Below are 25,331 nucleotides of genomic sequence, written 5' to 3' on the forward strand. Positions count from 1 at the left end.
CACCCAAAAGCAGAAAATGTTCCCTTTTTGCTCACAAAAACGGCAATAATCAATGATTTGGGACACGCTGTTTCGTATAAAAGATTTTAGTAAGAAATATATAGAACAAGGTTCAGAAAAGTTTACAAAAAGAGGCCGACACCCGTAGGCATCGACCTTTTGAAATCTGTGGATTTTAAACCGCTAGATTAGTCCTTGCCGGTGAAGATAATCACGAGCACGGAGGCAACGAAGGCGGCAGACACGATCAGGAATTCCCACGGGTTTTCCATGATGGTGGACTTGGCAGAACCGGCAGAGCTGTTTTCGAGAGCAGCCTGTTCTTCGGCCTTGGCCTTGGCAGCTTCTTCAGCGGCCTTCTTTTCTTCTTCGGCCTTAGCGAGAGCGGCGCTGTCAACCGGAGCTTCTTCAGCCTTGGCTTCGAGCACTTCGGTCTTGGCGGTATCGGCCTTGGCGGTGTCGGCGGCGGCTACGGCTTCAGCCGGAGCGGCAGCAGAGTCAGCCGGGGCAGCGGCGGCAGCTTCGGCAGCAGGAGCGGCTTCAGCAGCCTTAGCAGTATCAGCGGCAGGTGCAGCAGCCGGAGCAGCGGCGGCAGCCGGTGCGGCGGCGGGGGCCGGTTCAGCCTTAGCAGCTTCGGCAGGCTTTGCTTCAGCCTTCGGGGCTTCAGCCGGCTTAGCTTCGGCAGCGGGCTTGGCAGCTTCTGCCTTGGCAGGAGCGGCAGCCGGAGCAGCGGCGGGGGCTGCGGCAGGTGCAGCAGCTTCGGCCGGTTTGGCAGCTTCAGCAGCCGGAGCAGCGGCAGCAGGCTTGGCGGCCGGTGCGGCGGCCTTAGCGTCCTTGGCAGCCGGGGCTGCAAAAACAACAGCAGAGGCAAGCATAGTTGCCAACATGAGAGTCTTGATCTTCATAGTTTCCTCTTCAGTTTAAACTTTTAACGATGTAAAAAATAGTACAAATTTCAGTTGTCTGCCAACTTTTTTATAAAAAAAAGTACAAATTGTCGCTATTTTCCGTCCATTCATCGGCATTTTGCGATATTCCTCACACCGCCGCGGGCTAAACCGCTCCATTCAGTCGAAAATTTTAGACCAAAGCCGCTAGAAATTTTAAATTACACACATAAAAAACAATGTGAAATGTGTAATGTGTGATGTGTAATTAGTCATTCCACTTCCCACATTGCGGCGCAAGCCGCCCACATTCCACACCACACACTAACCCTTGATTCTAACCCTAACCCCTAATTAACTATGGCATTCAAATACGAAGCTACCGTCCAGCACGGTGAAGATACTACCGAATACGTGAACCTCGGTAAAGACGGCGTTTCCGTCGCCGAATTCGAAGGCAAAAAGATTCTGAAGGTCGCCCCCGAGGCGCTCACCAAGATCGCCCAAGCCGCTTTCGAAGAAGTGGAATTCTGCCTGCGTCCGGCCCACACGGCCAAGGTCGCCAAGATTTTGCAGGATCCGGAAGCTTCGGACAACGACAAGTTCGTGGCCCTCACCATGCTCAAGAACGCCTGCGTCGCCGCCAAGGGCATTCTCCCGTTCTGCCAGGACACGGGTACGGCCATCTGCGTCGCCCACAAGGGCCAGCAGGTCTGGACGGGCTTCGACGACGCCGAAGCGATTTCCGAAGGTATCTACAACGCCTACACCACGAAGAACCTGCGCTACAGCCAGATTGCACCCTTGACCATGTACGAAGAAAAGAACACCGGTTGCAACCTGCCTGCCCAGATCGACATCCACGCCGAAGAAGGCGCCGAGATGAAGTTCTTGTTCGTCGCCAAGGGCGGCGGCTCTGCCAACAAGACTTACTACTGGCCCATGACCAAGGCGCTCCTCAACCCGAAGTCCTTGGAAAAGTTCCTCGCCGAAAAGGTGAAGACCTTGGGTACTGCGGCTTGCCCTCCGTACCACCTCGCGATCGTAATTGGCGGAACCTCTGCCGAAATGAACACCCACATGGTGAAGCTCGCTAGCTGCGGCTACCTCGACGATATTCCGACCACGGGTTCCGAAGGCGGCCGCATTTTCCGCGACCTCGAAATGGAAGAAAAGGTTCTGCACATCTGCCAGAAGACGGGCATTGGCGCCCAGTTCGGCGGCAAGTACCTGGTGCACGACGTTCGCGTGATCCGCGCTCCGCGTCACGCCGCAAGCTGCCCGGTTTCTATCGGCGTCAGCTGCTCTGCCGACCGCAACATCAAGGCAAAGATTGACGAGAACGGCCTCTGGCTCGAAAAGATGGAACACCATCCGGAAAACTACATTCCGGCAGGCAATGCCGTGAACCTCGCTCCGGCTGTGGAAATCGACCTTGACCGCCCGATGAAGGAAGTGCTCGCCGACCTCACCAAGTATCCGGTGAAGACGCGCCTCAGCCTCAAGGGTACGATGATTGTGGCCCGCGACATGGCTCACGCGAAGATTGCCGAAATCTTCGACAAGCAGGAACGCGGCGAAGAACTTACGGACGAAGAAAAGACCGTGCTCAAGGTCGTGTCTGACCACCCGATTTACTACGCCGGTCCGGCCAAGACTCCGGCAGGCATGCCCACCGGTAGCTTCGGCCCGACGACCGCCAACCGCATGGACCCGTACGTGATGCGCTTCCAGAGCAAGGGTGCTTCGATGATCATGGTCGCGAAGGGCAACCGCAGCCAGGACGTCACCGACGCCTGCAAGAAGTACGGCGGATTCTTCCTCGGTTCTATCGGCGGTCCGGCAGCCATCCTCGCTGAACAGAACATCCTCAGCAACGACATCGTGGCCTTCCCGGAACTCGGCATGGAAGCCATCCGCAAGATCACCATCAAGGACTTCCCTGCATTCATCTTGGTCGATGACAAGGGAAATAATTTCTTCGAAGGACTGATTTAGTAGGAAGTAGGAAGTAGACAGTAGGCAGTGATGCAACTGCCTGCCACAATCAAAATTCCCGTCGGAACAACCGGCGGGGTTTTTCATTGAAATTTTGTCAAAAGCATAGTACTCTTTATTGTCCTTTTCGTGCAAGAAAAGGTTATTTTATTGAATGGATAACTGTGTTTAGGGAACTGGCCTATGCTCAACATTAACGAAATAAGCGATTACAGGGATTTACTCAAGAACTACTATACCCAGCGCAAGCTGGATATGCCTCTGTATTCCTACAAGATAATGGGGCAAAAATTGGGGCTTGAAACAAGCCAGATTTTCCGAGTGCTGAACAAGGAACTGCACCTGCCAAACCACAGCATTCCTCTGGCCAAGGACCTATTGGATTTAAAAGGACGCAGCGGTGAAATTTTCGAAATCCTGGTGGCCGCAGCCAAGGCAAAATCCCAGACGAAAAAAGAGAAGCTCTACAAAATGGCCCTTTCGCTGCAAGATGTCGACTTGCGCAAGTTCAGCGCCAGCGAATACCTGTTCCTGAGCAAGTGGTGGATTCCCGTGGTGCGAGCCCTTATCGAGATGAACGGCGGCCATGCCGAAGTTTCTCGCCTGGTAAAACAGATATCGCCTGCGGTTTCTGAAGACCAGATTCGCGAAGCCATAACGGTTTTGAAGGATTTAAAGCTGATTACGCCGCTCGCCTCGGAACGCTACGCCGCAACAACAGCTAATTTTACATCGGCAGGGTCTCCGACAAAGACCTCCGCCATCCGCAGCTATCAAAACCAGCTTTTGGCACTTGCGCAAAACGCCCTGGTAGCCGTGGAGCCCTCGAAGCGAAACATTTCTTCGCTGTTGGTGGGCGTAGACGATGAATGTTTTGCCGACTTGAACGAAATGACGATTGAATTTAGACGCCAGGTGCAAAAAAGAGTTGCCGAAGTAAAAGACGCGAACCGCGCCATGCAATTCGTATTTGCCTTTTACCCAGTAGCCGAAGTTTCCAAAGGCATGCAACCCAAAAAAATAGGAGTAAAAAAATGAGACGATTGCTTTTACTCCTCGCTCCCCTCGCCTTTTGGGCTTGCTCCGACAAAGAAGTCGCGGGCATCAGTACCGTTGAAACCGAAAACGCGTTTCTGATTCAAATCGTTCGTGAAGATTCTTTGCCAGCGGCAAACGTAGTCGCCCGCATGCGCTCCGTGGACTTTGTAAGAAACGTTTCCGAAAATAGCGGCAATGGGGATTCCGCGAAATCCGAATTCTTCGAGGAATTCACGACCGATTCCTTGGGGCAAATTCGCATCGACAGTCTTACCGTAAAAGAGGCGACGATTGAAATTGTGGACGCCGGCGAAGGCCTGTTCACCAAGATTTCTGCCGAAGACATTCAAGAAGGCGACTCCGTACAGTACACCCTCGAAAAAACGGGCAGCCTGCGCGGCAAGGTTTACTTGCCCGACAGCGTGGACTACGCCTGGGTGCAAGTGTACGGCACCGGCCGCCTGGTTAAAACCGACAGCGAAGGCTTTTACGAAATGGATTCGCTGCCGCCGTACGAATACGACATGCGCGTGATCGTTGGTGACAGCATTATCGAGCAGTCCGCGAAAATCAACGCCGGCGAAGATGTTTCTGCAAACGTGCGCACTTTCGAACCCGACTCGGTCAAGGTACTGGACTTTGAATCGGCAAGCGCCCAATTCACAATCAAGGAACTCGGCATCAGCGAAACGGGCTACATGTCTTCTACCGACACAAGCGTCAAGACGACGCCCGAAGTCGAAATCATTCCCGAAACCCGCAAAGACCTCTCAGAATTCATTGTCGAAGCGGGCGCAGACCGCGAAGGGAACGCTATTTATTGGGAGACTTCGGCAGTAAAGCGTGGTTCCTGGTCGTTCTACGGAATCTGGATTTGCAAGGAAGAATCGCCCTGCGACTTGTCCGCAACCGATTCTATCGTTTACTACGCTCGCGGCACAGGCGTCATCTCGATTATCCTGGAAACCTTAGGTGAATCAAACACCGAAGGCAAGACACTCGCCTACGACACGCTCAAGACTAGCGACGAGTGGACGCGCCGAGTTATAAAGCCCGAAAACTTCAAGCCGCGCGACGACTTGTACGGCAACCTCGGCTGGGAAGTCATCAGCAAGTCGGTGACGACGATTTCAATCGCCGCCTACGACAGCACGGAATTCTGGATTGACGACGTCGTGTTCTACGGCGTCAAACCGAGTGATTTTATCATTAAATAAAAAGGAGATCCCGGGTCGGAGCCCGGGACGACAATGCAAAAGACAAGATTACGGCAGGCCGACGTGGCGCTGCTTCTGCTTTTTAGGCTTCGGTTCTTCCGGGCCTTTTTCAGCTTCGGCCTTGGCGGCTTCGGTTAAAAGCATTTCAAGCGACACGCGAGAAGCCTCCTGCTCGGCTTTCTTCTTGTTGCCGCCCTGACCGCGACCGTACACGCGTCCGTCCACATGGACTTCGACCGTGAACACCTTCTGGTGTTCCGGGCCCGATTCATCGACCACCACGTATTCCGGAACCGTGCGGAGCTTGCCCTGCAGGTATTCCAGGAGTTCGCTCTTGTGGTTGATGAAGTCCTCGGCAGAAATGATTTCCTGCACCCGCGGAAAGTGGAATTTGTTCAAAATCGCGCGGACCTCGTCGAGGCCGCCATCCAAGTAGACGGCGCCAAGAACCGCTTCGTAAGCGTCGGCCAGAATGCTTTCTTTGCCGCGACCGCCGAGCTTTTCTTCGGCCTTCCCCACCTTCACGTATTCGCTCAGGCTCCATTCCTTAGACGACTGCGCGCAGGCATGTCCCGAAACAATCGCGCTCTTGCGCTTGGAAAGTTCGCCTTCAGGGTCGTCGGGGTAAGTCTTGTAAAGGTATTCGGTGGTGAGCATGTTCAGCACGGAATCGCCCAAAAATTCCAGGCGTTCGTTGTTGCTCACATAAGGCATGTCTGTGCCCGTCAAAAAGGAGCGGTGCACCAGCGCATGCGCCAACAGTTCGGGGTCCTTGAACCGGTACCCGAGCTTCGCCTCAAGCCCGCCATCGGACTTCTGGCGAAACCAGAGTTTAAGCACTTTGTGTAGAAGGTTTGTATCAGACATTAAATAGTAGGAAGTTAGAAGTAGGAAGTTAGAAGTAGGAAGTAGGAAGTAGGAAGTTTCTGTCTACCGTCTACTTCCTACTGTCTACTAAACAGAAAGGGCAACCCGAGCCGGGTCACCCAGTCTAGTTTCTTATCGAGAGAGGCTAATAATTAAGCCTTCTTAGCTTCGATGAAGGCGACCACGTCAGCAACCTTCTGGAACTTTTCGGCGTCGGAGTCGAGGATTTCGACTTCGAATTCGTCTTCGAGGGCCATCACGAGTTCCACGCGGTCGAGGGAGTCGGCACCGAGGTCGTTACCGAATTCGGATTCCGGCTTCACATCTTCAGCCTTAACGCCGAGCTTGTCAACGATAACAGCGGTGACCTTCTTGAAAATTTCTTCGTTCATTGTAATCTCCATTTGGATTGATTGTTTGAGTTCAAATTTAGTAAAAAAAGCCTAGGCGTTCAACCCACCATCGACGCCAAGAATCTGGCCGGTGATGTAGCAGGCGTCGTCCGATGCCAAAAATGCGGCAGCGTTGGCAATATCTTCGGGTTTTCCGATGCGGCCGAGCGGAATCTGGGCGGCATACTTTTCCTTGGTGGCCTCATCCATGGCGGCGGTCATGTCGGTACCGATAAAACCGGGGGCAATCGCGTTCACGGTAATGCCGCGAGAGGCAAATTCCATGGCGTTCGAGCGGGTCATACCGATAATGCCAGCCTTGGCAGCGGCATAGTTAGCCTGACCGGCCTGGCCATGCAGTGCGTTAATGCTCGAAATGTTGATAATGCGGCCGGTACGCTTGCCCATCATGGTGCGGGCGACAGCGCGGGTGCAAAGGAACACGGAACGCAGGTTCGTGGCGATCACGGCGTCGAAGTCTTCGTCCTTCATGCGCATAAGCAGGCCATCGCGGGTAATACCGGCGTTGTTGACCAAAATGTCGACCGTGCCCATGTCAGCAATGATCTGCTTGAACACGTTCTGCACCGTTTCGGAGTCGGCCACGTTGCAAGCATAGCTCTTGACCTGCACCCCAAGTTCGGCGGAAAGTTTGGCGGCCAATTCTTCCTTGACCGAAGTGGAAAGGATGGCGACGTCAGCACCTTCGCTGGCGAGCTTGGTTGCAATGGCGAGACCGATACCGCGAGAAGCGCCCGTCACGATTGCCTTTTTACCAGTAAGTTTACCCATAGAGTGTTCCTCTTAGTTAGGAGTAGGAAGTAGGAAGTTGGAAGTTGGAAGTAGGAAGTAGGAAGTAGGAAGTTGGAAGTTGGAAGTAGGAAGTAGGAAGTAGGAAGTAGGAAGTAGGAAGTAGGAAGTTGGAAGTTGGAAGTTGGAAACATTCACTGTCTACCGTCTACTTCCTACTGTCTACTATTTATTTAAGTGCCTCAAACGCCTCGATTGTTTCGACCGGAGTAACCTTCACGTCGCGGCTGATCTTACGCATGAGGCCCATGAGCACCTTGCCGGAACCCACTTCGACACCCTGAGTAACACCCAGGGACATAGCCTTGTTCATACAGTCATTCCAACGGACCGGAGACACCAGCTGGCGCACCAGGAGGTCGGCGATTTCGGCACCCTTCGTGACCGGTTCGGCAATCACGTTGGCGATAACCGGCTTTTCGACATCGTTAAACTTGGTCTTGGCAATCGCTTCGGCAAGGCCTGCCTGAGCGAACTGCATGAGCGGGCTGTGGAAGGCGCCAGACACGGCAAGCGGAATGGCCTTGATACCGGCAGCAGCGCAGTTTTCGACGAGCTTGTTCACGCCGGCGACCGCACCGGACACCACGATCTGGCCCGGGCAGTTGATGTTTGCCGGAACCACGACACCTTCGGCCTTCACGGCTTCGCAAAGTTCAAGAATCTTGGCTTCGTCCTGGCCCATAATGGCAGCCATGGCACCCGGATTCTTGGAACCAGCACTGGCCATGAGTTCACCGCGGGTACGCACCAGACGGAGTCCCTCTTCGAAGCTGAAGCCGCCGGCAGCGTAGATGGCGGAGTATTCACCGAGGGAATGCCCGGCCACGTAATCAAAGGCAAAACCTTCGGACTTGAGGAGTTCCATCACCATGGCAGACACGGTAAACAGAGCCGGCTGCGTGTTGTCGGTGCTCTTCAAAACATCTTCCGGACCTTCGGCCATGAGCTTGGAAAGCGAGAAACCGAGAATTTCGTCGGCCTGCATCATGAGCTTCTTGGCCGGTTCAAAAGTAGAAGCGAGCGTCTGGCCCATGCCCACGTACTGGGCACCCTGGCCGGGGAAAAGCAAAATCGTCTTAGACATTATATATAAACCTCTGCGGCAAAACCGCACTTTTATAGTTTCGCGCTACAATTTAGAAAATAAGGGCAGGCATCACCGGTCCGCCCGCCCCTGTATACAAGAAATTGCAAATGAAAGATTTTCAACGCATTTTTGTAAGGTCAATTCTAAGACGCCCCTGTTATAAAAGCAAAACAAAAAAGAACGGAACCTGCAAACCGCAGGCTCCGCCTTAAATTTCGCACAAATTCGCGCTATTTTGCTTCGGAGGAATCATCCTTGATAGCGAGCAGGCGTTCGTTCACATTCTTGGACACACCCTTTTCGGCATACTTGGCAGCGACTTCGACAGCCTTTTCGATTGCGAGAGCATCGGAACGACCGTGAGCGATAATGCCCGTACCATTCAGGCCAAGGAGAAGAGCACCACCCGTCATGCGGTAGTCCCACATTTCGTCGAAGCGGCGACCGTTCGGGGTATCGATAACACCGAACATCTTCTTGTGCAGTTCGTAGAAGCCTTCGAGCATCTTCAGAACTACGTTACCCGTAAAGCCAGAAGTCACGACCACGTCGGCGACACCTTCGATAAGGGTTTCGCCTTCGATGTTACCGATAAAGTTTACCGGAGCGGACTTCAGAAGCTGGTGAGCTTCCTGCAGCACGGCCGGGCCCTTGTGTTCTTCTTCGCCCATATTCAACAAACCAACCTTCGGGTTTTCGTAACCGAAGTAGGTCTCGGCGAAGGCGGAACCGGCAATGGCGAAATCCACCAGAGTAGCAGCGCGTTCATCGACGTTAGCACCGGCATCGACCAAGATGATCGGGCGGTCAGCAGTCGGAATCACGCAACCGATAGGCGGACGGCTGAATTTGTCTGTAGTACGGCCCAAGAGCATGAGGCAGCTAGCCATCATGGCGCCGGAGTTACCGGCACTCACGGAGGCATCTACCATGCCCTTCTTCTGCAAGGCAACGCAAGTCACCAAGCCAGAATGGGGCTTCGTCTTGAGAACCTGTACGGGGTGTTCATCCATGGCCACAGGGTCCGGTGCATCGACCACGGAAATGCCTTTGCCAGCATAGCCAAGCTTTTCAAGCTTAGCCTTGACCTCGGCCTCCGGTCCGCACAGAACCACGTGCAGGTTTTCGTTCTTGTTGACGGCGTTAACCGCACCTTCAATCACTACGTCCGGGGCGAAATCGCCACCGAGAGCATCAAGAGCAACTTTTACCATGGACATCTCCTTACAACAGTAGAACCGTTAATTATTCGGCATCCTTCATGTTGATCACTTCGACACCATTGTAGTAGCCGCAAACCGGGCACACGCGGTGCGGGCGCTTCACGGAACCGCAATGATCGCAGGTAGCCATAGCGGGCACTTCCATCTTCCAGTGGGTGCGGCGCTTGTCACGACGGGCGGTCGAGGTTTTTCTTTTAGGTACTGCCATTTTTAACTCCTATTTTCCATTTTGCTCTTAAGAGCCTTGAGTTTGTCCCAACGAGGGTCGGTTTGAGGCTCCTCGTCGGCGGGTTTGTTTGTTACAAAGATAAAATCTTCGTCAGGATTTTTCACGGGCGCTTGCGGTTCTTGTAGAATAACCAGCTGTCGGACGCACTCGGAAAGGTCCACGAAGTTCTGCCCCTGGGGAATTCGGTAGGCAAAGACGTCTACATCGTCTTCATCGAGTTCCTGTTGCGAAACCCCGGTGCGCGTTATTTCTGCCACGATTTCGGTCGAAAAGGGGCGGTCGAACGGTTCCAAGGTACGGGAGCAGGTCAGAGTTTGCACTCCGGAGATAGATCCAGTCACAAGACACTTGCTTTCGCCTTCGGGGCTTACCAGCACCTCGGCTACCAGATCGCCCTTGAGGTGCAGTTCGTCGAAGATTTCGGGGGCATCGGTACGGCACCAGACCACCCGGCGGTCTTCGGAATCAGTAAGTTTTTGTGCGATATCTAATCTCAAAGTAGCCCAAATTTAGTAAAAACAGGGATACAAGTCAATATTTGACGAGTATCCCGGTTAAAGTTTGCGTTTACTTTTTCTTTTTGCCTGGGGGACTGGGCATGAAGGGGCTGCTGGCAGAGGATTTTTCCTTGGTGGCAGTCACCGTTTCTTGACTTACGACCACGGAATCGCCCACGGAAAGCCCTTTGAGAATTTGGATGTTCACGCCGTCGCTGATGCCGGTCTTGACGGGGCGAGGGGCGGCCTTGCCGTCGATGTTTACCCATACGAGGTTGCCGCTCGGCTTTTTGCCGTCGGGGCGTTTTTTGAAGGATTTGGGGAAACTGCCAGGAGGCGGGAAGTTACCCTTCTTGAAATCGCCTTTCGGGAAATTACCCTTGGTGAAATCGCCGGAGGTGGAGTCGCCGGATTCGGGGCGCGGCGGGCGCATGCCCTTGGGCGGTTCTGCCATCGGGGTTCCGTCTGCCGGCGTGAACTTGAGGGCCTTCACCGGGATCGCGATGGCGTCGGTGATTTCTTGGGTCACGATGGTGCAGGTCGCCGTCATGCCCGGGAGCAGTTTCTGATCCGGGTTTTCGGCGGTAATCACCACGGTGTAAGTCACCACATTGCTCGTGGTCGTCGGATTCAGGCGGACTTCTTGCACCGTTCCGTTAAACGTATCGTTCTGGAAGGCATCGACCGTAAAGGTTACCTTCTGGCCTTGCTTGACCTGACCGATGTCCGCTTCGTCCACGTCGGCCATCACCTTCATTTGGCTCAAGTCTTTCGCGATTACAAACAAAGTAGGAGTACTCATGGAAGCGGCCACCGTCTGGCCGACTTCTACCGCGCGCTTTAAAACCACGCCGTCGATGGGGCTCTTGATGGTGGCGTAGCTCAAGTTGAGGCGAGCCTGGTTGACTTCATTTTGGCTGCGTTCTACGGCGAGCTTTGCCGAATTCATGTTGTATTCGGCGGTTTCGAGTTCCACGGCGCTCGCGGAATTGCTTTCGGAAAGCTTCTTGACGCGGTTGTAAGTCGATTCCTTGAACTTGAAATCGTTTTCGGCCGACTTGTAGGCGATTTCGGCCTGCGTGAGCGTGGCCTTGAGCTTGGACTTGTCCAGTTCGGCGATAATCTGGCCTTTTTTGACCTTGGAATTGAAGTCTACGTTGATTTTTGCGATGTCGCCCGACACTTGCGTACCGACTTCCACCTGGTCGACAGGTTCCAATGTACCGGTCGCCGAAATGGTGGTCGAAATCGTAGTCTGCGTAACCTTCACGCTCACGAGCGGACCTGCAGCATTTTCAGTCTTCGCGTCAAAGAAAAAGGTTTTCACCCCAAACCCGATACCCGCCAATACGGCAAGCACCACGATAAATTTTATGATGAATTTGAGCAATCGTTTCATACAACAGACCCAAAAATAAAAAGTATTACCGACGTTTTCGGGTATTTAGATGCGCACACACGACAAAAGGTTGCCTATTCGCAAGAGTTTATCCCCATTTTTTTATATTATGCAGCATTAATCGCTAACAACTGTCTACTTCCTACCGTCTACTTCCTACTACCTATGACTCGTATTGCAAAAAAAGATGACAGCGCAGAGGTCCGCCGCGTTACGTGGGTGGGGCTCGGCTGGAACGTGGTCTTGTCGGTAGGCAAGTTTTTTGCGGGTTATTTTGGCGGATCGCATGCACTTATTGCCGACGCCATTCACAGTGCATCTGATTTTATCACGGACATAGCGATTATCGTAGGGGCCCGCTTCTGGAATTCGCCGCCCGATGCGAAACACCCGTATGGGCACAGGCGATTCGAGACGCTGATTTCGGTCGGAATCGGGCTTGCGGTTTGCGCCGTGGGTCTCGGGCTCGGCTACAATGCGGTGGTAGCGCTCATGAACGGCGAGCAGTCTCACCCCGAATGGATTGCGGCGATTATGGCGGCGGTTTCGATTATCGTGAAAGAGGCGCTTTTCCGCTACACGCGGGCGAAGGGTCGCGACATTCGCAGCGAAGCCGTCGAGGCAAACGCTTGGCACCACCGGAGCGACGCCTACAGTTCTATTCCTGTTTTGATCGCGGTCTTGTTCGGGATTCTTTGCCCCACACTCTGGTTTGCAGACTCCGTAGGCGCGATTATCGTTTCCGTTTTCATTTTGCACTCGGGCTTTGAAATTGCATGGCCGGGCATTCACCGCGTGGCCGACGAAGGCGCGAGCGCCGAGGTGGCCCAAAAGTTGCGCGAAGTGGCACTCGCCTGCCCGAACGTGATTAGCATTCACGGGTTCCGCACGCGTTACGTAGGCAGCGACTTGCACGTGGATTTGCATGTAGTCGTTCCCGCCGACATGACGCTCTTGGCCGCCCACGACCTGGCCGAAGAAGTAGAGCGCCGTATTATCGAGGCGGGCGAAAATGTAGTCGATGCGCTTGTGCACATCGACCCGTACGATCCGAACAAAGTATAATCCATACTGTCTTCCCGGATATTGCACATGTCATGCCGGGCTTGACCCGGCATCTCCTCTAGTTGTTTGAAAAAACGCTTGCATTTTTACTGCAAGCGCTTTGGAAAGCCGTAAAGGGAGATCCCGCATCTACGTGCGGGAAGACAATTAGGAAGCATCCGGGAAGACAATCGGGGCTATTTCTTCAGCAGGAAGCCGGCGACGCTCTTTTCGCGGACGAAGGTTTTCTGCGCGGCCGCTTGTACGTCGGCGGCAGAGACCTTATTGAGTTCGTCCGCCCAGTTGAGGAAAATGCGGTAGTCGCCGTACATTTCGTACCAGGCAAGCATCGTCGCCACGTTTTCCATATCGGTCAGACTACGCACCAGGCCGGCGTAGGCGTGGTTCTTCACCTTCTGGAAATCGCGTTCGCTCACCGTTTCGGTCTTAAGGCGTTCCAGTTCTTCCCACACGATTTTTTCGACCTTCGCGGGGTCGGCATCCGGGCGCAGGTTCACAGTCACGCCAAATTCAGACACGTACTTGTTGGGCGAATTAGACGCCTTCACGCTCACGGCGAGCTTTTCTTCTTGAATCAGGCGCCTGTAGAGTCTGCCGGAACGGCCATTCAAAACGCCCTCGGCAATGTCCAGCGGGTACAGAATCTGGTCGCCCACGGCAGGCGTCGTGAACACGAGCGTATACAGGTTCGGGGCATCCGGGCGTTTTACCGTCAGGCGCTTTTCGCCGGCCTGCTCGGGGTCGCGAATCGTGAGCGGAGGGAACGCCTCGCCTGTAGGAATCGGGCCAAAGTACTTCTTGACCATTTCCATGGTGGCGGTGGTATCGATGTCACCTGCCAGCACCAAAATCGCATTGCGCGGCTTGTAATACTTGCGGTAATGTTCGTCGGCCATTTCGCGCGTCAAGTTCATGATGTCACTTGGCCAGCCGATTGTTGGCACGCGGTACGGGAACGCCTCGTAAATCATGGAATTCAGCGTTTCGTAATAGCGACCCGTAGGTTTATCATCGTAGCGCATGCGGCGTTCTTCGCGCACGACCATGCGTTCGGAATAGAATTCGCGCAGCACGGCGTTCTGCATGCGATCGGCTTCCAGCCACATGAACAGTTCAATTTTATTCTTCGGGAGCGTCACGATGTAGGCGGTCATGAGGTCGCTGGTGAAAGCGTTCAAGCCCGTACCGCCCGCGGCCTGGTAAGCGCTCCAAAGTTCGTCCTTCACAAAAATCTTGCGGTGTTCGTTCACCACGGAATCGTGTTCGGCGGTGAGCTTTTTCACCTTCGCGGTATCGCCCGCCAAAATCGCCGGACGGATGAGAGCCTGCAGGCTATCTTGCACCGCCATGAACTTGGCGTCGGCAATGCTGTCGGTAATGCCCACCTTCTTGGTGCCCTTAAAGAGTTCATGTTCCAGAATATGCGCCAGGCCTGACTTGCCCGGGACTTCGTGCACGGAACCTGTCACGTAGAACAGGCGGCAACTTACCGTAGGAGCCTGCTTGTTCGGGTGCAAAAGCACCGTAAGGCCGTTCGGCAAGACTTCTTTGTGGACCACCAAGTTCACCTGGGCAAAGGACTGCGAAAACAAGGCAGCGGCCAGCGCCACACCACACGAAATTTTATTGAGCCAATTCATTACGGCAGCTCCCCGCTATTTTTTTCTTTAGCGAACTTGACAATTTCTTCTGCGATTTCGTTTGCCTTCTGCGTATCTTCGTTGTAGATGGCATCGATTTTTTGGCAACCCAGTTCCAGAATGCGGCGGGCCAGCGCAGAATCCTTCTGATTGCGCAAGTCGCGAATGGCCAAGTCAATCAGCTTGATGTCGGCCTTTGCCGGGTAGCCCTTCATAAAGTCATAAAAAAGCTTGATTTGTTCGTCGTACTGGGCATCCGTTTCGAGTGCAAGCAAAAACGGAATCACGCGCACGTTCAAAAGCTTGCCCAAGTCACCCACGAAGGTGTTCAGCGTGAGCCCCTTCGGGAACAATTCTTCGGTATCGTTCTGCAGGTCATCGGTATCCATGAATTCGCCCGATTCGATCTGCGTGAGCGCTTCGTTCAAAAAGTCCATCTCTTTTTTGCGGGCCTGTTCGCGGAACCTTGCCTGGTAATAAATCGGGAGCGTCGTGAGGCAAAAGTGAGCCTGCCCCGCGCCAATGAATTCTCCGATGTAATAAATGTCGGCGTCTTCGGCGAGAATGTCCTCTTCGCGGGTAAAGTTGCCGATCTTTGCCGGAATCGGGATGACTTCCATGCTCGAAAGTTCGTGCAGGCGTTCGCGCATCTGCTCTACATCCATATCGGGCGGGAGTTCCACGCCATCGGCCTGCATCGATTCCAGCATGTCGTTGATTTTGTCATCGACAGCGCGATCAATCGCCTTCTTGCTAGGTACGCGCGGCGAGAACATGCGGAAATCGCCTTCGAGCGCCAAGAGCCCGTTCTTGATCATGTCATCGAACGGTGTGCCGCTATCGCGTTCGTCGGGGTTCGGCAAAATCTTGGCGTAGGCAATCATACGCCCGCACAGGTTGTCGTCGTTTCCTTTTTTCTGCTCAATACCTAACATACAGGGAGCAATATAGTAAAAAGGTATTATTCAAAGTGTCATTCTGAGCGAAGGGCAATGCCCGAAGTCGAAGATTCTAAATGCACCTAAGATCCTTCGACGCGCTACGCTTGCTCAGGATGACAAAAATGCTAACGCTTTTTGTCACTTCACGCGGATGATTTGCTGGCGGAGTAGGGAGCCGTTGCCGCGCTGCAGCAGGTACATGCCCGGCGCCAAATTTTCGGTGCTTACAGTCAAGCCCACGGATTCGCGAACCAGCTGCCCCGTCAAGGTAAACAGGCGAACGCGAGTTGTCGGGACCAACTGCTGGCTCGGCGTTGCAAGCCCGCGAATCGCAGTCGTCGCATCGGCCTTGACCAACTTCAGTTCCAGTTGGTCCAGGTTCGGGCCATCGCTACCGCCTATGGTCGCAAACGTCATGTAGCCTGCGCCCTCGGCGAGTTTCGCCTTGAACGAAAGCGTTTCCCAGGTCGTCCAATTCGTGGTTGCCGCAAAGGACAGCGACTCGGCACTCTTGCAGCCGTCAATGCCGGCGGTGCACACGCCCGGGGCCGCGGCCGCCAGGCTACGCGCATTGCCACTACCGTTGGCGTAGCGCACCATAACTTCGTACTCGCCCGCGACTTCAGCGTATACGGGCACTTGAATCATGCTCAAGTCGCCGGCCGTAAAATTTACGAAGGCGGTCCCGTTAAAGCCCGCGTTGTTGCTTTCGGCAGCGGCGTTCGTAATGATTCCGTCTTCCGCCTGGAACACAGTCGTTCCCTTGGCGGTAAAACTCGGAATGAGTTCGATATCGCCTGCCGCAACGATTTCAACCGCAGCCTTGCTCGCATCAATCTGGCTTGCGCTCTTGCCGCTCCAGCCCGCGAATTCCCAGCCTGTATTCGGGACTGCGGTAAAGGTCGCCGTCTTGCCCTCGGCTACCTTGTCGCCCGAAAGGTTTGTCGTCACCTTGCCGCCGATGGCGTCGCCAAGCGTTACTTTGTAGTAAGTCACATTCGCGTCGACTGTTGCGACTTCGTTGGAATACGCGCCGAGGCCACCCATGCTGTTTGCAGCACGCACTGTAATCTTGGAACCCGTAGCTACACCATCGAGCGAGAAACTCGGAGCGACTACATTCGCCTTGTACTTGCCGTTTACGAACACCACCCAGCAGCGGGCATTATTGTCGTCGGCCCAGACAATTTCGGCGCCTTCCTGCGTGATTTTCGGGGCGGAAACCTGCGCCGTCAACTTGGTCGGATCCCAGTTGTCGCTACCCTTGAGTACGTTCTGGAGTGTGTACTTGGCGGCATCGCTTGCGTTCCACACCGTCTTAAGCGTAGTCGCCGTCGAACCATCCTTGCCTCCGTTGAAATAAGTCTTGCGCTGGCTTGTGTTCACCGCGTTGCCATTGCCATCCTTGCTGTTGTATTCGCCAAAGACCTGCGGAGCCGAATTCATGTCGGGGCCCCAGCCTTCGCCCTTGGGCTGCGCAATCATTTTCGTGTTCAGGAAGACCGTCTTCGCGTGCCCCCAGGAACGCCCGAGATAGAACGTGCCGTTGAAACTGTTGTTGCTCACGGTAATGGTCGCGTTGTTGAAGACGTAGCCCCAGTCTCCCGGATTTTGCGATGCGGTAATGTACCCGCCGTTGCGCGTCATCACGAGTTTGGTGCCTTCGAAGAACACGTCGCCGCCACCGCAAATAAAATCCACTGTACCGTTGATTTCGCCACCTTCCCAATAGGTGCGGCCTTTCTTGGTGTAATAGGTATCTTGGCCGCTTAAAAGGCGCACGTTCTTGTAGATATATTTATCGCCTTCGTTCTGCTGCAGCGCCACCTGGCGCGCCGCATTGCCAGAATTATAGGTGCCCTTGTTCTGCAGGGTAATATCCTGCATGTACATCTCGTTGTTCTTCGGGAAGTATATTGTCGCCGTAAGGCTGATGCCCTCGGTATCGGTCTTGTTCGCGATGATCGTCTTTTCAAGGCTCTGCCCGATAATCGAGAGGTACGATGCGCTCACGGTCGATTTTCCGTGGCTGTCGCCCGTAAGCTTGGTGATGTCGTATTCGCCATCGGGAACAAAAATGACGAAGCGGTTGCTGGCAGATGCTCCCGACTTGCCCGCTGCCGCAACAGCCGCCTTAAAGTCGCCATCGACACCAAGCACAAAATCGATTTTCTTTTTCTCGACCGCGGACGCAGAAACTGCGAAGCCTAAAGCCGCACAAACAAAAATCTTATTCAACATATCACCTCGCTCCGTTCACGCGGAAAATCTTGCCGTTTGCTTTTTTCAGGTAAACGCCTGCGGCGTTGTCGCGGCTACCAAAGTTTACATAGTAGCGGGCGGCAGCATTTGCCGGAACAGCTTGCACGGCGCGGTCCCCGATCACGGTCGTTCCACCGATATCTTTTTCGCCGGCGTACAAGTCAGCGCTCATCCAGCCAACGTAATCTATGTTTGCCATGCCGTCTTTCGAGGTGCTCACAAACTTGAGTTCGCTGTAGCCCTTTTCGAGCGGCACCTTAATGGTTTGAGCCTCCCAAGTGGTCCAGCCACCAGTAGAGCCCATGCTCACGCCTTGAACAACAAGCACATCGCCCACGTATATGTCGTAGCCGCGAGCGCCCGAGCCACCATTTGCAAAGCGGATTGTCAAATCGTATTCGCCCGCCTTCGCAGCGGTCACGCCGTAAGTTACGTAGCTACCCGTTTCGTTGTCTACATTCGCGTAGCCCTCGCCCACAAAGCCCGTGTTGGTCGCTTCTTTAGCGCCCTTGATGTCTACAAAGTTCACGCCATCGATGTATGTCTTGCAGGTATCGCTCCCGCAAAGTGCAGCCGGCGGTGGAGGCGGAACGTAGGTGCCAGACATCTTTTCAAGCGCTTCTAAATAAGCGGCTTCCGTCGAGAGAAGCGCACTGCCGTAGTCGCCCGCCCACTGGTAACCCGTGCGACGTTCTTCGCTAATTTTGGTAAAGTCCTGCGTCTTGGTGCTAGCCCCGTCGCGGTCGCAGAAGAAATAGTTGTCGTTGTTCACTTCGTAAAAGCGATACCACAAAACATTACCGTCGCGCTTGTCAAATGTACCCGCTTTCTTGTTAAAGTAAAGCCCCGTAACCTTAGTCTTCTTATACCAGGCAATAGCCCCCTTGACCGCCTTCTGGATTGCTTCGGTCTGTTCGGGCCAATTCATCAGGAACCACACAACGCCGGCAGATTCGCTCCCCGACTTAGATTCCAGTTCATAGGCGCGGGCCGGGCGCGGTGCATAATTTGCAGTATCATGCTGGGCACACCAAACCGTCAAATTTCCATTGTTCACAATCTGCGCCTTGAGCAAGTATTGAATTGCCTTGTCGAGTGCAGACTTCATCTTGCTTCGTGTCGCATCGTCAATGATATCGGAATCAAAAGGCGAAGTCTTGTTAGCGATATCCATCATAGTGACCATAGCGCGCACCATGGCATTGTCGTTGAGCGTCACGTGGTCGCTGTAGTTACCGCGCTTGGGCCACACCTGCGGAAGCCCGCCCGTGGAGCGTTGCATGGTGAGAATAAAGTTCAGAGCCTTGTTAAAGCTTGTCTTAAAAGCAGCCTTGTAACTGTTGTTGGTCGTCTCCTTGTAACGCACAGCCAGCAAGCGCATTTCTTGAATAGTCGCATTGTTGTCGATAGTGCCGAGGTCGCCGCCATCTTTAGCTCGCCATTCCGATTTTTGCCCGCCGGAATAGGCACTCTTGTACTTGTCGGCCATGGCCTTGTAAAAACCGCCGTTGCCAATTTGCCACGTGGTCATGTTGTAGGTGTACTGGTCAATGTCCATGCCAGACGCGGCCGAAGTCAACTCCGAATAGCCGCGGTAGCTGTTAACCTTCGAAACCGCCGTCGAAGGGGGAACATAATCCGCCGCATACGACGACACCGCAAACATCAAACCGAACGCGCCCATGACCGGCGCAGGCAACTTCCAAACACTCATAGCATCCTCATTTTGCGGGCACACCCGCACATTCGTTTTAAATCTACCTTATTTATAGAAATTGCGGTCAAATAAAAGCAATTTTTCGTAGTCTGCGGGCAACTTTTTCGCGTATTTTAGTCCACATTTGTACAAAAATGAAGGTTTTCGCAAGAAATTAAAGAAAAATTTTACAGAAATTGTAGTCCACAATTAAGCAAACAACAAAATTTTTCATTAGCGAGTACAGCCCGCCCCCGCGAGCCGGGGATTGCCCTGAAATTTCTATCTTTACCCCCGTATGAATACCAAAATTTACTATACCCTCACAGACGAATCGCCGTTCCTGGCGACTCAATCCCTGCTCCCCATCGTGCGCGGTTTTGCAAAGGCCGCCGATATCGATGTCGAAACCAAGAACATCTCGCTGCCGGGCCGCATTCTGGCCGCCTTCGGCAAGGCGAGCGACGACCTGGATTTCCTCGGCAAGCTTACGCTTGAACCGGATGCAAACATCATCAAGCTCCCGAACATTTCGGCTTCTGTGCCGCAGCTCAAGGCCGCGATTGCCGAACTCCAGAAGAACGGTTTCGACGTGCCCGACTATCCGGACGCTCCGGCAAATGACGAAGAAAAGGCTATCCGTGCGAAGTACGACAAGGTGAAGGGTTCCGCCGTGAACCCGGTGCTTCGCCAGGGCAACTCCGACCGTCGCGCTCCCAAGGCAGTCAAAAACTTTGCCCGCAACAACCCGCACAGCAACGGCAACTGGAACACCTCCGTGAAGACCCACGTGGCAAGCATGCAGGCAGACGACTTTTACGGCAACGAAAAGTCTATCACCATGGCCGATGCCGATACGTTCAAGATTGAATTTGTCAATGAAGCGGGCGAAGTCACGGAACTCCGTGCCGCAAAGCCGCTCCTGAAGGGCGAAATCATCGATGCCACCGTGATGCGCATGGCATCGCTCGAAAAGTTTATCGCCAATGCCATGGCCGAAGCGAAGGTGAAGGGCCTGCTGTTCTCGGTGCACCTGAAGGCCACCATGATGAAGGTCTCTGACCCGGTGCTGTTCGGTGCGTTCGTGCGCGTGTTCTTCAAGGATGTATTCACGAAGTATGCCGACTTGTTCAAGGAACTCGGCATCGATGCCAACAACGGTCTGGGCGATTTGTACAAGCGCCTCGAAGGCAATGCGAAGGAAGCTGAAGTTAAGGCCGCCATTGACGCCGCTCTCGCTGCGGGTCCGGATCTCGCCATGGTCGATTCTGCCAAGGGCGTCACCAATTTGCATGTGCCGAGCGACGTGATTATCGACGCCTCGATGCCTGCGATGATCCGCAATTCCGGCTGCATGTGGAACAAGGAAGGCAAGCTGCAAGAGACGATCGCCTGCATTCCGGACCGCTGCTATGCCGGTATTTACGACGAGACGATTGAATTCTGCAAACAGAACGGCGCATTCGACCCGAAGACGATGGGTACCGTGCCGAACGTGGGCCTCATGGCCCAGGGTGCCGAAGAATACGGCAGCCACGACAAAACCTTTGTCGCAAAGGGCAAGGGCGTCATCCGCGCCGTCAACAGCAAGGGCGAAGTGCTTTTGCAGCAGAATGTAGAAGCGGGAGACATTTTCCGCATGTGCCAGGCGAAAGACGCTCCGGTGCGTGACTGGGTGAAACTCGCCGTCACGCGCGCCCGCCTCAGCAACACTCCCGCGATTTTCTGGCTCGACCCGGAACGCGCTCACGACCGCGAAATCCAGAAGAAGGTGGAAGACTACTTGCCGGAACACGACTTGAACGGCCTCGATATCAAGATTATGAGCCCGCGCAAGGCGATTGTGGAAACCATGAAGCGCGCGAAGGCCGGCCTCGATACCATCGGCGTCACGGGCAACGTGATGCGCGACTACCTCACTGACCTTTTCCCGATTCTCGAAGTCGGAACATCCGCCAAGATGCTCAGCATCGTGCCGCTCATGGCGGGCGGTGGCCTCTACGAAACAGGTGCAGGTGGATCCGCTCCCAAGCAGGTGCAGCAGTTCCTCGCCGAAAACTACCTCCGCTGGGATTCCCTCGGCGAATACTTCGCGCTGGTGCCCGCCTTCGAACAGGTCGCCCTGAAGGACGGTAACAAGAAGGCGAAGGTCCTCGCCGACACGCTGGACGAAGCGAACGGCAAGATTCTCGAATTCAACCGTACGCCCGCCCGCAAGATTGGCGAGCTCGACAACCGCGGCTCACACTTCTACTTGGCCCTCTACTGGTCGGAGGCTCTTGCCGCCCAGAAGGACGACGCCGAACTTGCCGCCAAGTTCGCCCCGGTCGCCGACGCATTGAAGGCCCGCGAAGTCGAAATCGTCGCCGCGTTTGCCGCCGAGCAGGGCAAACCCGCCGACATCGGTGGCTACTACCTGCCGAAGGCCGATCTCCTGAAAAAGTGGATGCGCCCGGTAGCGGAATTCAACGCCGTGATTGACGCGCTGTAATCGGCATGCTGCAAACGAGATTCGGTCTTATTTCCTCGCGAAATAAGGCCGTTTTCTTATGTACACGCGAAATCACGAGTTCTTTTTCACCCAAAGACCTTTTGAATGTAAATTTACCTTGGAAGGTATTATTATGAATTTCTCTAAAATCGCTCTTTTCGCCGTTGCCGCCTACGGTTTCTCGCAGGCAGCCATTACGGGCAATGTCGTCGATGAATCGGGGTCACCCGTCAAGAACGCCGCCGTTACCGTCAGGACTCTCCCGAACTTGCTCGCAAACGCCCGAACGCTCACGAACGACAAGGGAGCCTTCAAGCTTGGCAACGCCAGGAAAGACCAAAGCATTATCGTGCGCAAGGCAGGGTTCCTCCCCGAAACGCTCAGCGTAGTCGCAGGCCAAAAGAAATACGATAACATCACCTTAAAGCGCGACCCCATCGAAAATAAAATCGACGAAATCATGGCGGGCATGACCATTGACGACATGATTGCCCAGATGACGCAAGCGAAAGTTCCCAAGCTCAACTGTGGCGAAGGCGTTTGCGGTTCCGCCCTCGAAGGCGGCGGTGCCTACACCGCCGATTTCTACAAGAGCGCCTGGAGTCAAAAAATCCCTGCCACCTACGGCAAAGACAACGTGCATGGCGTCGCCGACGTAAAAGGGGCAACCATATTCCCGCACAACATTGGCCTCGGCGCCACCCGCGACTCTGCGCTTGTACGCAAAATCGGGCAAGCCGTCGCCGAAGAAATGTGGGCCGCCCACATCGACTTGAATTTCGCGCCCGCCATTACCGTACCGCAAGACGAACGCTGGGGCCGCGTCTACGAAGGCTTTGGCGAAGACCCCGAACTCGCCGTGAGCCTGGGGGCCGCATTCGTGCGCGGGCAACAAGGCAACCATAACGACGCCGAATGGCGCGTGATTACCACCATCAAGCACTTTATCGGCGATGGTGCCACCAAAAAAGGATACGACCGCGGCAACGCCATTATCTCTAAAAAGGATCTCTACAAAAAATACCTGCCACCCTACGAAGCCGCCATCGAGCAAGGCGCTTTGAGCGTCATGGCAAGCTTTAACCAAGTGAACGGCGTTCATCAGCATATCGATTCTACCCTGCTCACAGGCGTTCTCAAGACGGAGCTTGCCTTTGACGGCTACGTGATTGCTGACTGGGAAGGCATCGAACATTCCACGACGCCAGGCGCTGCAGGCAACTATTTTGCCGGCGAAGTCACCGACATGTCTTCGAAAGACGCCATCCGCGCATCCATTAACGCAGGCCTCGACATGGCCATGGTCCCGCAATCGGTACATAACTTTGTCAAAACCATGAAGGTACTGCTTGCCGAAGGGAACATTAGCGAAGACCGCATCAAGGACGCCTGCCGCAGAATATTGCGCGCCAAAATCCGCGCCGGCCGAATCGACAACCCCAACGGTCCCGCCGCCTATGTAGGCGTCACCAAGAACATCGGCAGCAACGAACACCGGCAAATCGCCCGCGAAGCCGTTCAGAAAAGCCTCGTCATCCTCAAGAACAACAAGGTCCTTCCGCTTGACACCAACGGCAAAGTCTTCGTGACCGGCAGCCACGCCAACAATACCGGCCTGCAATGCGGCGCATGGACTCTAGGCTGGCAAGGCACCCTCGACGAAGTCCCCGGAGCCACCTCGATTCAAGCCGGATTCGACGAAGTCGCAAAAGGCACACGCGTCGAAACCGCCGAAGAAGCAAGCACCATCGTGTACGTTGTCGGCGAAGTCCCCTACGCCGAATGGTTCGGCGACTACCGCGGCGATGACTTCAACAACAAAATCATCTTCAAAGAAGACCGCACCGACATGTCTTTCAACAGCACCGACGAATACATCGCGCAAATCAAGGCCTGGCAAAAAGCCGGCCACAAAGTCGCCGTCGTGCTCATCACCGGCCGCCCGCTCCCCATCACCTCGTTCATCAAGGCTGCCGATGCATTTGTCGTGGCATGGCTCCCCGGCAGCGAAGGCACAGGTGTCGCAGACGTTCTCTACGGCAAGGTAAAGCCCACCGGCAAACTCCCCCACACCTGGCCCAAAGACGCCAAGCAAATCCCGATTAACGTCGGTGACGGCAAAAAAGGATTATACCCGTACGGCTACGGGCTGACGTACTAACTACATTTTAAAACCAGCATCCACCATGCACTTTTGGGCGAAGCAGTTCGCCTCATCCTCTTTTTCGGGGTGATTGTGCGTGATTTCGATGTTCTGCAGGCAAATTCCCTTCTTGCCATGATAAAGCACATGCGCAAGCTCATGGAAGAACGTGAACCACATCGTCGCACGCTTCTCGAAGCGGTCGTGCAGCTGAATCAGCGGCACATCCTTGTACCAGCGGTACATGCCGTGAATCGGCGCGCACTTGAAGTTCTGCACGAACAGTACGCGAATTCCGATTTTGCGGCAGATTTCCTGTAAACCCGTCATGCAATCATCCACCACCTCGGCTTCCGGCGTCCAGTAGGTAATGCGTTTTTTGCTTTTGGGGCGGACCTTGTTGGCCGCCGCAAAAGCGATGATTTCGGGGAGAGCAACTTTTAGGCGCTTGCGCACAGGAATCTGTTCCTGCTTTTCCATCGGGTCCAGGTCCGCAAGAATTTCGCCACGACGAATCCACGCCGAAGTCGCATACGGGTCCTTGACATCGGCCAGCGAGATCCGGAAAGCCACCTTAAGCTTAGCATCCTTATAGTAACCGTCCCACGCCTGCGGAGACGCCACCGCGAAAAACTTGAGGAGCGAAAGTCCCGATTTGTCGTCACCCTCGATTTTACCGCGCCGCACCCAACCGCGCACGTCTAGTTCTTCGGGGAAAGACTTTCTCCAGAGAGGCTGGTTGTCAAGGGAGGCTTTGACATATTCGCGGGCAAGGTACTCATCGTACGCAATTTGACGGCGCAGCCAGAAGCTCGCAGGAATTTCGGTTATTACCTCAAGCGAAAACGCCACTTCCGGCGTTATACGGCAATTGCCCTGCAAAATATCGTTCACTGCCTTGGGGGTGTAGCCCATACGCGCAGCCAAATCGTTGGCGTCAAGGCCCATTTCTTCAAGCTTTTCCGACAGAGTTCTGCCTGGCGGAGTCACATAAGCCAATTCATCACATCTATATACCTGCATAAACGCTCCTACTTGTGATAATCTACAATTTCCAGAATAGAAATTGTAGTTTCGACAATCAATCCAACAATATTTCCAGCACTATTCATAACCGGCTTAAAGATAAGCCGATACGGATGGTCCAAATCGCACGCCCATTGTCCAGCGCGATTGCCTACCAACTCGTGGTATCGTCCAGGAACATTCTTTAAAGACTCCAGATCAGCAGCGCCCTGAAGATCGTTTATCCTATCCAAATAAACCTCCGCACGGCGCTGCCCCATTTTCCTCACTGCATAGGCCTTGTCACCTGCGCAGCGAGCCAATTCTTTATCTGCATATACTACTTGCACCTATCACCTCATTATTTTACTACACCTATAATATATATTAAAATTTTAAATAAATCAATAGGTATATCATTTTTATAAAATATTTTATATA

General features: G+C 54.1%; 21 protein-coding genes. 6 read left to right on the top strand and 15 right to left on the bottom strand.

All coding sequences use genetic code 11. The annotated features are described in order from the left end of the window. Positions 1–188: 188 nt before the first annotated feature. The gene (locus tag B9Y58_RS05045) at positions 189–905 is read right to left on the bottom strand and encodes a hypothetical protein (RefSeq protein ID WP_073056875.1); all 717 of its coding nucleotides are present in this window, start codon (positions 903–905) and stop codon (positions 189–191) included. Positions 906–1,247: 342 nt separating this feature from the next. On the opposite strand from B9Y58_RS05045, the gene B9Y58_RS05050 reads away from it, so the two are divergent. The 3 genes from B9Y58_RS05050 to B9Y58_RS05060 all read left to right on the top strand — a co-directional run bounded on the left by B9Y58_RS05050 (position 1,248) and on the right by B9Y58_RS05060 (position 5,140). Next, positions 1,248–2,885 (top strand): fumarate hydratase, encoded by a 1,638-nt coding sequence (locus tag B9Y58_RS05050; protein WP_072812275.1) that lies wholly within the window; start codon positions 1,248–1,250, stop codon positions 2,883–2,885. 183 nt (positions 2,886–3,068) lie between these two features. After that, entirely contained in the window at positions 3,069–3,923 is an 855-nt protein-coding gene (locus B9Y58_RS05055; RefSeq protein ID WP_073056878.1) for a DUF4423 domain-containing protein, read from the top strand. Next, complete coding sequence (locus B9Y58_RS05060) at positions 3,920–5,140, top strand: hypothetical protein (protein ID WP_143154696.1); 1,221 nt, start codon at positions 3,920–3,922, stop codon at positions 5,138–5,140. The genes B9Y58_RS05055 and B9Y58_RS05060 overlap by 4 nt, the downstream gene beginning before the upstream one ends. A gap of 48 nt (positions 5,141–5,188) precedes the next feature. Here the strand turns inward: B9Y58_RS05060 and rnc are convergent, their stop codons facing one another. The 8 genes from rnc to B9Y58_RS05100 all read right to left on the bottom strand — a co-directional run bounded on the left by rnc (position 5,189) and on the right by B9Y58_RS05100 (position 11,647). After that, the gene (rnc, locus tag B9Y58_RS05065; RefSeq protein ID WP_073056884.1) at positions 5,189–6,007 is read right to left on the bottom strand and encodes a ribonuclease III; all 819 of its coding nucleotides are present in this window, start codon (positions 6,005–6,007) and stop codon (positions 5,189–5,191) included. A 152-nt stretch (positions 6,008–6,159) separates the two neighbouring features. After that, entirely contained in the window at positions 6,160–6,399 is a 240-nt protein-coding gene (gene acpP / locus B9Y58_RS05070) for an acyl carrier protein (RefSeq protein ID WP_073056887.1), read from the bottom strand. A 51-nt stretch (positions 6,400–6,450) separates the two neighbouring features. Further along, on the bottom strand, positions 6,451–7,191 hold the full coding sequence (gene fabG / locus B9Y58_RS05075) for a 3-oxoacyl-[acyl-carrier-protein] reductase (RefSeq protein WP_072800985.1): 741 nt from the start codon (positions 7,189–7,191) through the stop codon (positions 6,451–6,453). 187 nt (positions 7,192–7,378) lie between these two features. Beyond that, the gene (gene fabD / locus B9Y58_RS05080; protein ID WP_073056890.1) at positions 7,379–8,296 is read right to left on the bottom strand and encodes an ACP S-malonyltransferase; all 918 of its coding nucleotides are present in this window, start codon (positions 8,294–8,296) and stop codon (positions 7,379–7,381) included. 233 nt (positions 8,297–8,529) lie between these two features. Further along, positions 8,530–9,513 (bottom strand): phosphate acyltransferase PlsX, encoded by a 984-nt coding sequence (gene plsX, locus B9Y58_RS05085; protein WP_073057008.1) that lies wholly within the window; start codon positions 9,511–9,513, stop codon positions 8,530–8,532. Between the two features lie 31 nt (positions 9,514–9,544). After that, positions 9,545–9,730 carry a 50S ribosomal protein L32 gene (gene rpmF, locus B9Y58_RS05090; RefSeq protein ID WP_073056893.1) on the bottom strand — a complete coding sequence of 62 codons (186 nt, stop codon included), beginning with the start codon at positions 9,728–9,730 and terminating at the stop codon, positions 9,545–9,547. A 2-nt stretch (positions 9,731–9,732) separates the two neighbouring features. Beyond that, on the bottom strand, positions 9,733–10,248 hold the full coding sequence (locus B9Y58_RS05095; RefSeq protein ID WP_073056896.1) for a YceD family protein: 516 nt from the start codon (positions 10,246–10,248) through the stop codon (positions 9,733–9,735). A gap of 70 nt (positions 10,249–10,318) precedes the next feature. Continuing rightward, positions 10,319–11,647, bottom strand: a complete 1,329-nt coding sequence (locus B9Y58_RS05100) for an efflux RND transporter periplasmic adaptor subunit (protein WP_073056900.1) — start codon at positions 11,645–11,647, stop codon at positions 10,319–10,321. 165 nt (positions 11,648–11,812) lie between these two features. On the opposite strand from B9Y58_RS05100, the gene B9Y58_RS05105 reads away from it, so the two are divergent. After that, positions 11,813–12,712, top strand: coding sequence for a cation diffusion facilitator family transporter (locus B9Y58_RS05105; protein ID WP_073056903.1), 900 nt, complete (start codon positions 11,813–11,815; stop codon positions 12,710–12,712). A gap of 176 nt (positions 12,713–12,888) precedes the next feature. Here B9Y58_RS05105 and B9Y58_RS05110 read toward each other — a convergent pair whose 3' ends face one another. The 4 genes from B9Y58_RS05110 to pelA form a co-directional block, all read right to left on the bottom strand. Next, positions 12,889–14,352, bottom strand: coding sequence for a M16 family metallopeptidase (locus B9Y58_RS05110; protein ID WP_073056906.1), 1,464 nt, complete (start codon positions 14,350–14,352; stop codon positions 12,889–12,891). Continuing rightward, positions 14,352–15,287, bottom strand: coding sequence for a hypothetical protein (locus tag B9Y58_RS05115; RefSeq protein ID WP_073056909.1), 936 nt, complete (start codon positions 15,285–15,287; stop codon positions 14,352–14,354). The genes B9Y58_RS05110 and B9Y58_RS05115 overlap by 1 nt, the downstream gene beginning before the upstream one ends. A gap of 144 nt (positions 15,288–15,431) precedes the next feature. After that, a complete protein-coding gene (locus B9Y58_RS05120; protein WP_073056912.1) occupies positions 15,432–17,534 on the bottom strand; it encodes a pectinesterase family protein in 2,103 nt (700 codons plus the stop codon). Position 17,535: 1 nt separating this feature from the next. Further along, positions 17,536–19,269: a pectate lyase gene (pelA, locus tag B9Y58_RS05125; protein WP_083532332.1), complete on the bottom strand. Its 1,734-nt coding sequence runs from the start codon at positions 19,267–19,269 to the stop codon at positions 17,536–17,538. A gap of 280 nt (positions 19,270–19,549) precedes the next feature. Here pelA and B9Y58_RS05130 point away from each other — a divergent pair, with 280 nt between their 5' ends. Both B9Y58_RS05130 and B9Y58_RS05135 read left to right on the top strand, forming a co-directional pair. Next, complete coding sequence (locus B9Y58_RS05130) at positions 19,550–21,742, top strand: NADP-dependent isocitrate dehydrogenase (protein ID WP_073056915.1); 2,193 nt, start codon at positions 19,550–19,552, stop codon at positions 21,740–21,742. 133 nt (positions 21,743–21,875) lie between these two features. Further along, complete coding sequence (locus B9Y58_RS05135) at positions 21,876–23,903, top strand: glycoside hydrolase family 3 N-terminal domain-containing protein (protein WP_073057012.1); 2,028 nt, start codon at positions 21,876–21,878, stop codon at positions 23,901–23,903. Here B9Y58_RS05135 and B9Y58_RS05140 read toward each other — a convergent pair whose 3' ends face one another. Both B9Y58_RS05140 and B9Y58_RS05145 read right to left on the bottom strand, forming a co-directional pair. Next, positions 23,904–24,908 carry a HigA family addiction module antitoxin gene (locus B9Y58_RS05140; protein ID WP_073056918.1) on the bottom strand — a complete coding sequence of 335 codons (1,005 nt, stop codon included), beginning with the start codon at positions 24,906–24,908 and terminating at the stop codon, positions 23,904–23,906. A gap of 8 nt (positions 24,909–24,916) precedes the next feature. After that, positions 24,917–25,240: a type II toxin-antitoxin system RelE/ParE family toxin gene (locus B9Y58_RS05145; protein ID WP_073056921.1), complete on the bottom strand. Its 324-nt coding sequence runs from the start codon at positions 25,238–25,240 to the stop codon at positions 24,917–24,919. Positions 25,241–25,331 lie beyond the last annotated feature (91 nt).

It is taken from the genome of Fibrobacter sp. UWB15 (assembly GCF_900177705.1).
In the GTDB taxonomy this organism is placed as follows: domain Bacteria; phylum Fibrobacterota; class Fibrobacteria; order Fibrobacterales; family Fibrobacteraceae; genus Fibrobacter.

Coding starts and splice junctions, on each gene's coding strand:
- B9Y58_RS05045 (WP_073056875.1), bottom strand. CDS start 905: ATGAAGATCAAGACTCTCATGTTGGCAACTATGCTTGCCTCTGCTGTT.
- B9Y58_RS05050 (WP_072812275.1), top strand. CDS start 1,248: ATGGCATTCAAATACGAAGCTACCGTCCAGCACGGTGAAGATACTACC.
- B9Y58_RS05055 (WP_073056878.1), top strand. CDS start 3,069: ATGCTCAACATTAACGAAATAAGCGATTACAGGGATTTACTCAAGAAC.
- B9Y58_RS05060 (WP_143154696.1), top strand. CDS start 3,920: ATGAGACGATTGCTTTTACTCCTCGCTCCCCTCGCCTTTTGGGCTTGC.
- rnc (WP_073056884.1), bottom strand. CDS start 6,007: ATGTCTGATACAAACCTTCTACACAAAGTGCTTAAACTCTGGTTTCGC.
- acpP (WP_073056887.1), bottom strand. CDS start 6,399: ATGAACGAAGAAATTTTCAAGAAGGTCACCGCTGTTATCGTTGACAAG.
- fabG (WP_072800985.1), bottom strand. CDS start 7,191: ATGGGTAAACTTACTGGTAAAAAGGCAATCGTGACGGGCGCTTCTCGC.
- fabD (WP_073056890.1), bottom strand. CDS start 8,296: ATGTCTAAGACGATTTTGCTTTTCCCCGGCCAGGGTGCCCAGTACGTG.
- plsX (WP_073057008.1), bottom strand. CDS start 9,513: ATGGTAAAAGTTGCTCTTGATGCTCTCGGTGGCGATTTCGCCCCGGAC.
- rpmF (WP_073056893.1), bottom strand. CDS start 9,730: ATGGCAGTACCTAAAAGAAAAACCTCGACCGCCCGTCGTGACAAGCGC.
- B9Y58_RS05100 (WP_073056900.1), bottom strand. CDS start 11,647: ATGAAACGATTGCTCAAATTCATCATAAAATTTATCGTGGTGCTTGCC.
- B9Y58_RS05105 (WP_073056903.1), top strand. CDS start 11,813: ATGACTCGTATTGCAAAAAAAGATGACAGCGCAGAGGTCCGCCGCGTT.
- B9Y58_RS05110 (WP_073056906.1), bottom strand. CDS start 14,352: ATGAATTGGCTCAATAAAATTTCGTGTGGTGTGGCGCTGGCCGCTGCC.
- B9Y58_RS05115 (WP_073056909.1), bottom strand. CDS start 15,287: ATGTTAGGTATTGAGCAGAAAAAAGGAAACGACGACAACCTGTGCGGG.
- B9Y58_RS05120 (WP_073056912.1), bottom strand. CDS start 17,534: ATGTTGAATAAGATTTTTGTTTGTGCGGCTTTAGGCTTCGCAGTTTCT.
- pelA (WP_083532332.1), bottom strand. CDS start 19,269: ATGAGTGTTTGGAAGTTGCCTGCGCCGGTCATGGGCGCGTTCGGTTTG.
- B9Y58_RS05130 (WP_073056915.1), top strand. CDS start 19,550: ATGAATACCAAAATTTACTATACCCTCACAGACGAATCGCCGTTCCTG.
- B9Y58_RS05135 (WP_073057012.1), top strand. CDS start 21,876: ATGAATTTCTCTAAAATCGCTCTTTTCGCCGTTGCCGCCTACGGTTTC.
- B9Y58_RS05140 (WP_073056918.1), bottom strand. CDS start 24,908: ATGCAGGTATATAGATGTGATGAATTGGCTTATGTGACTCCGCCAGGC.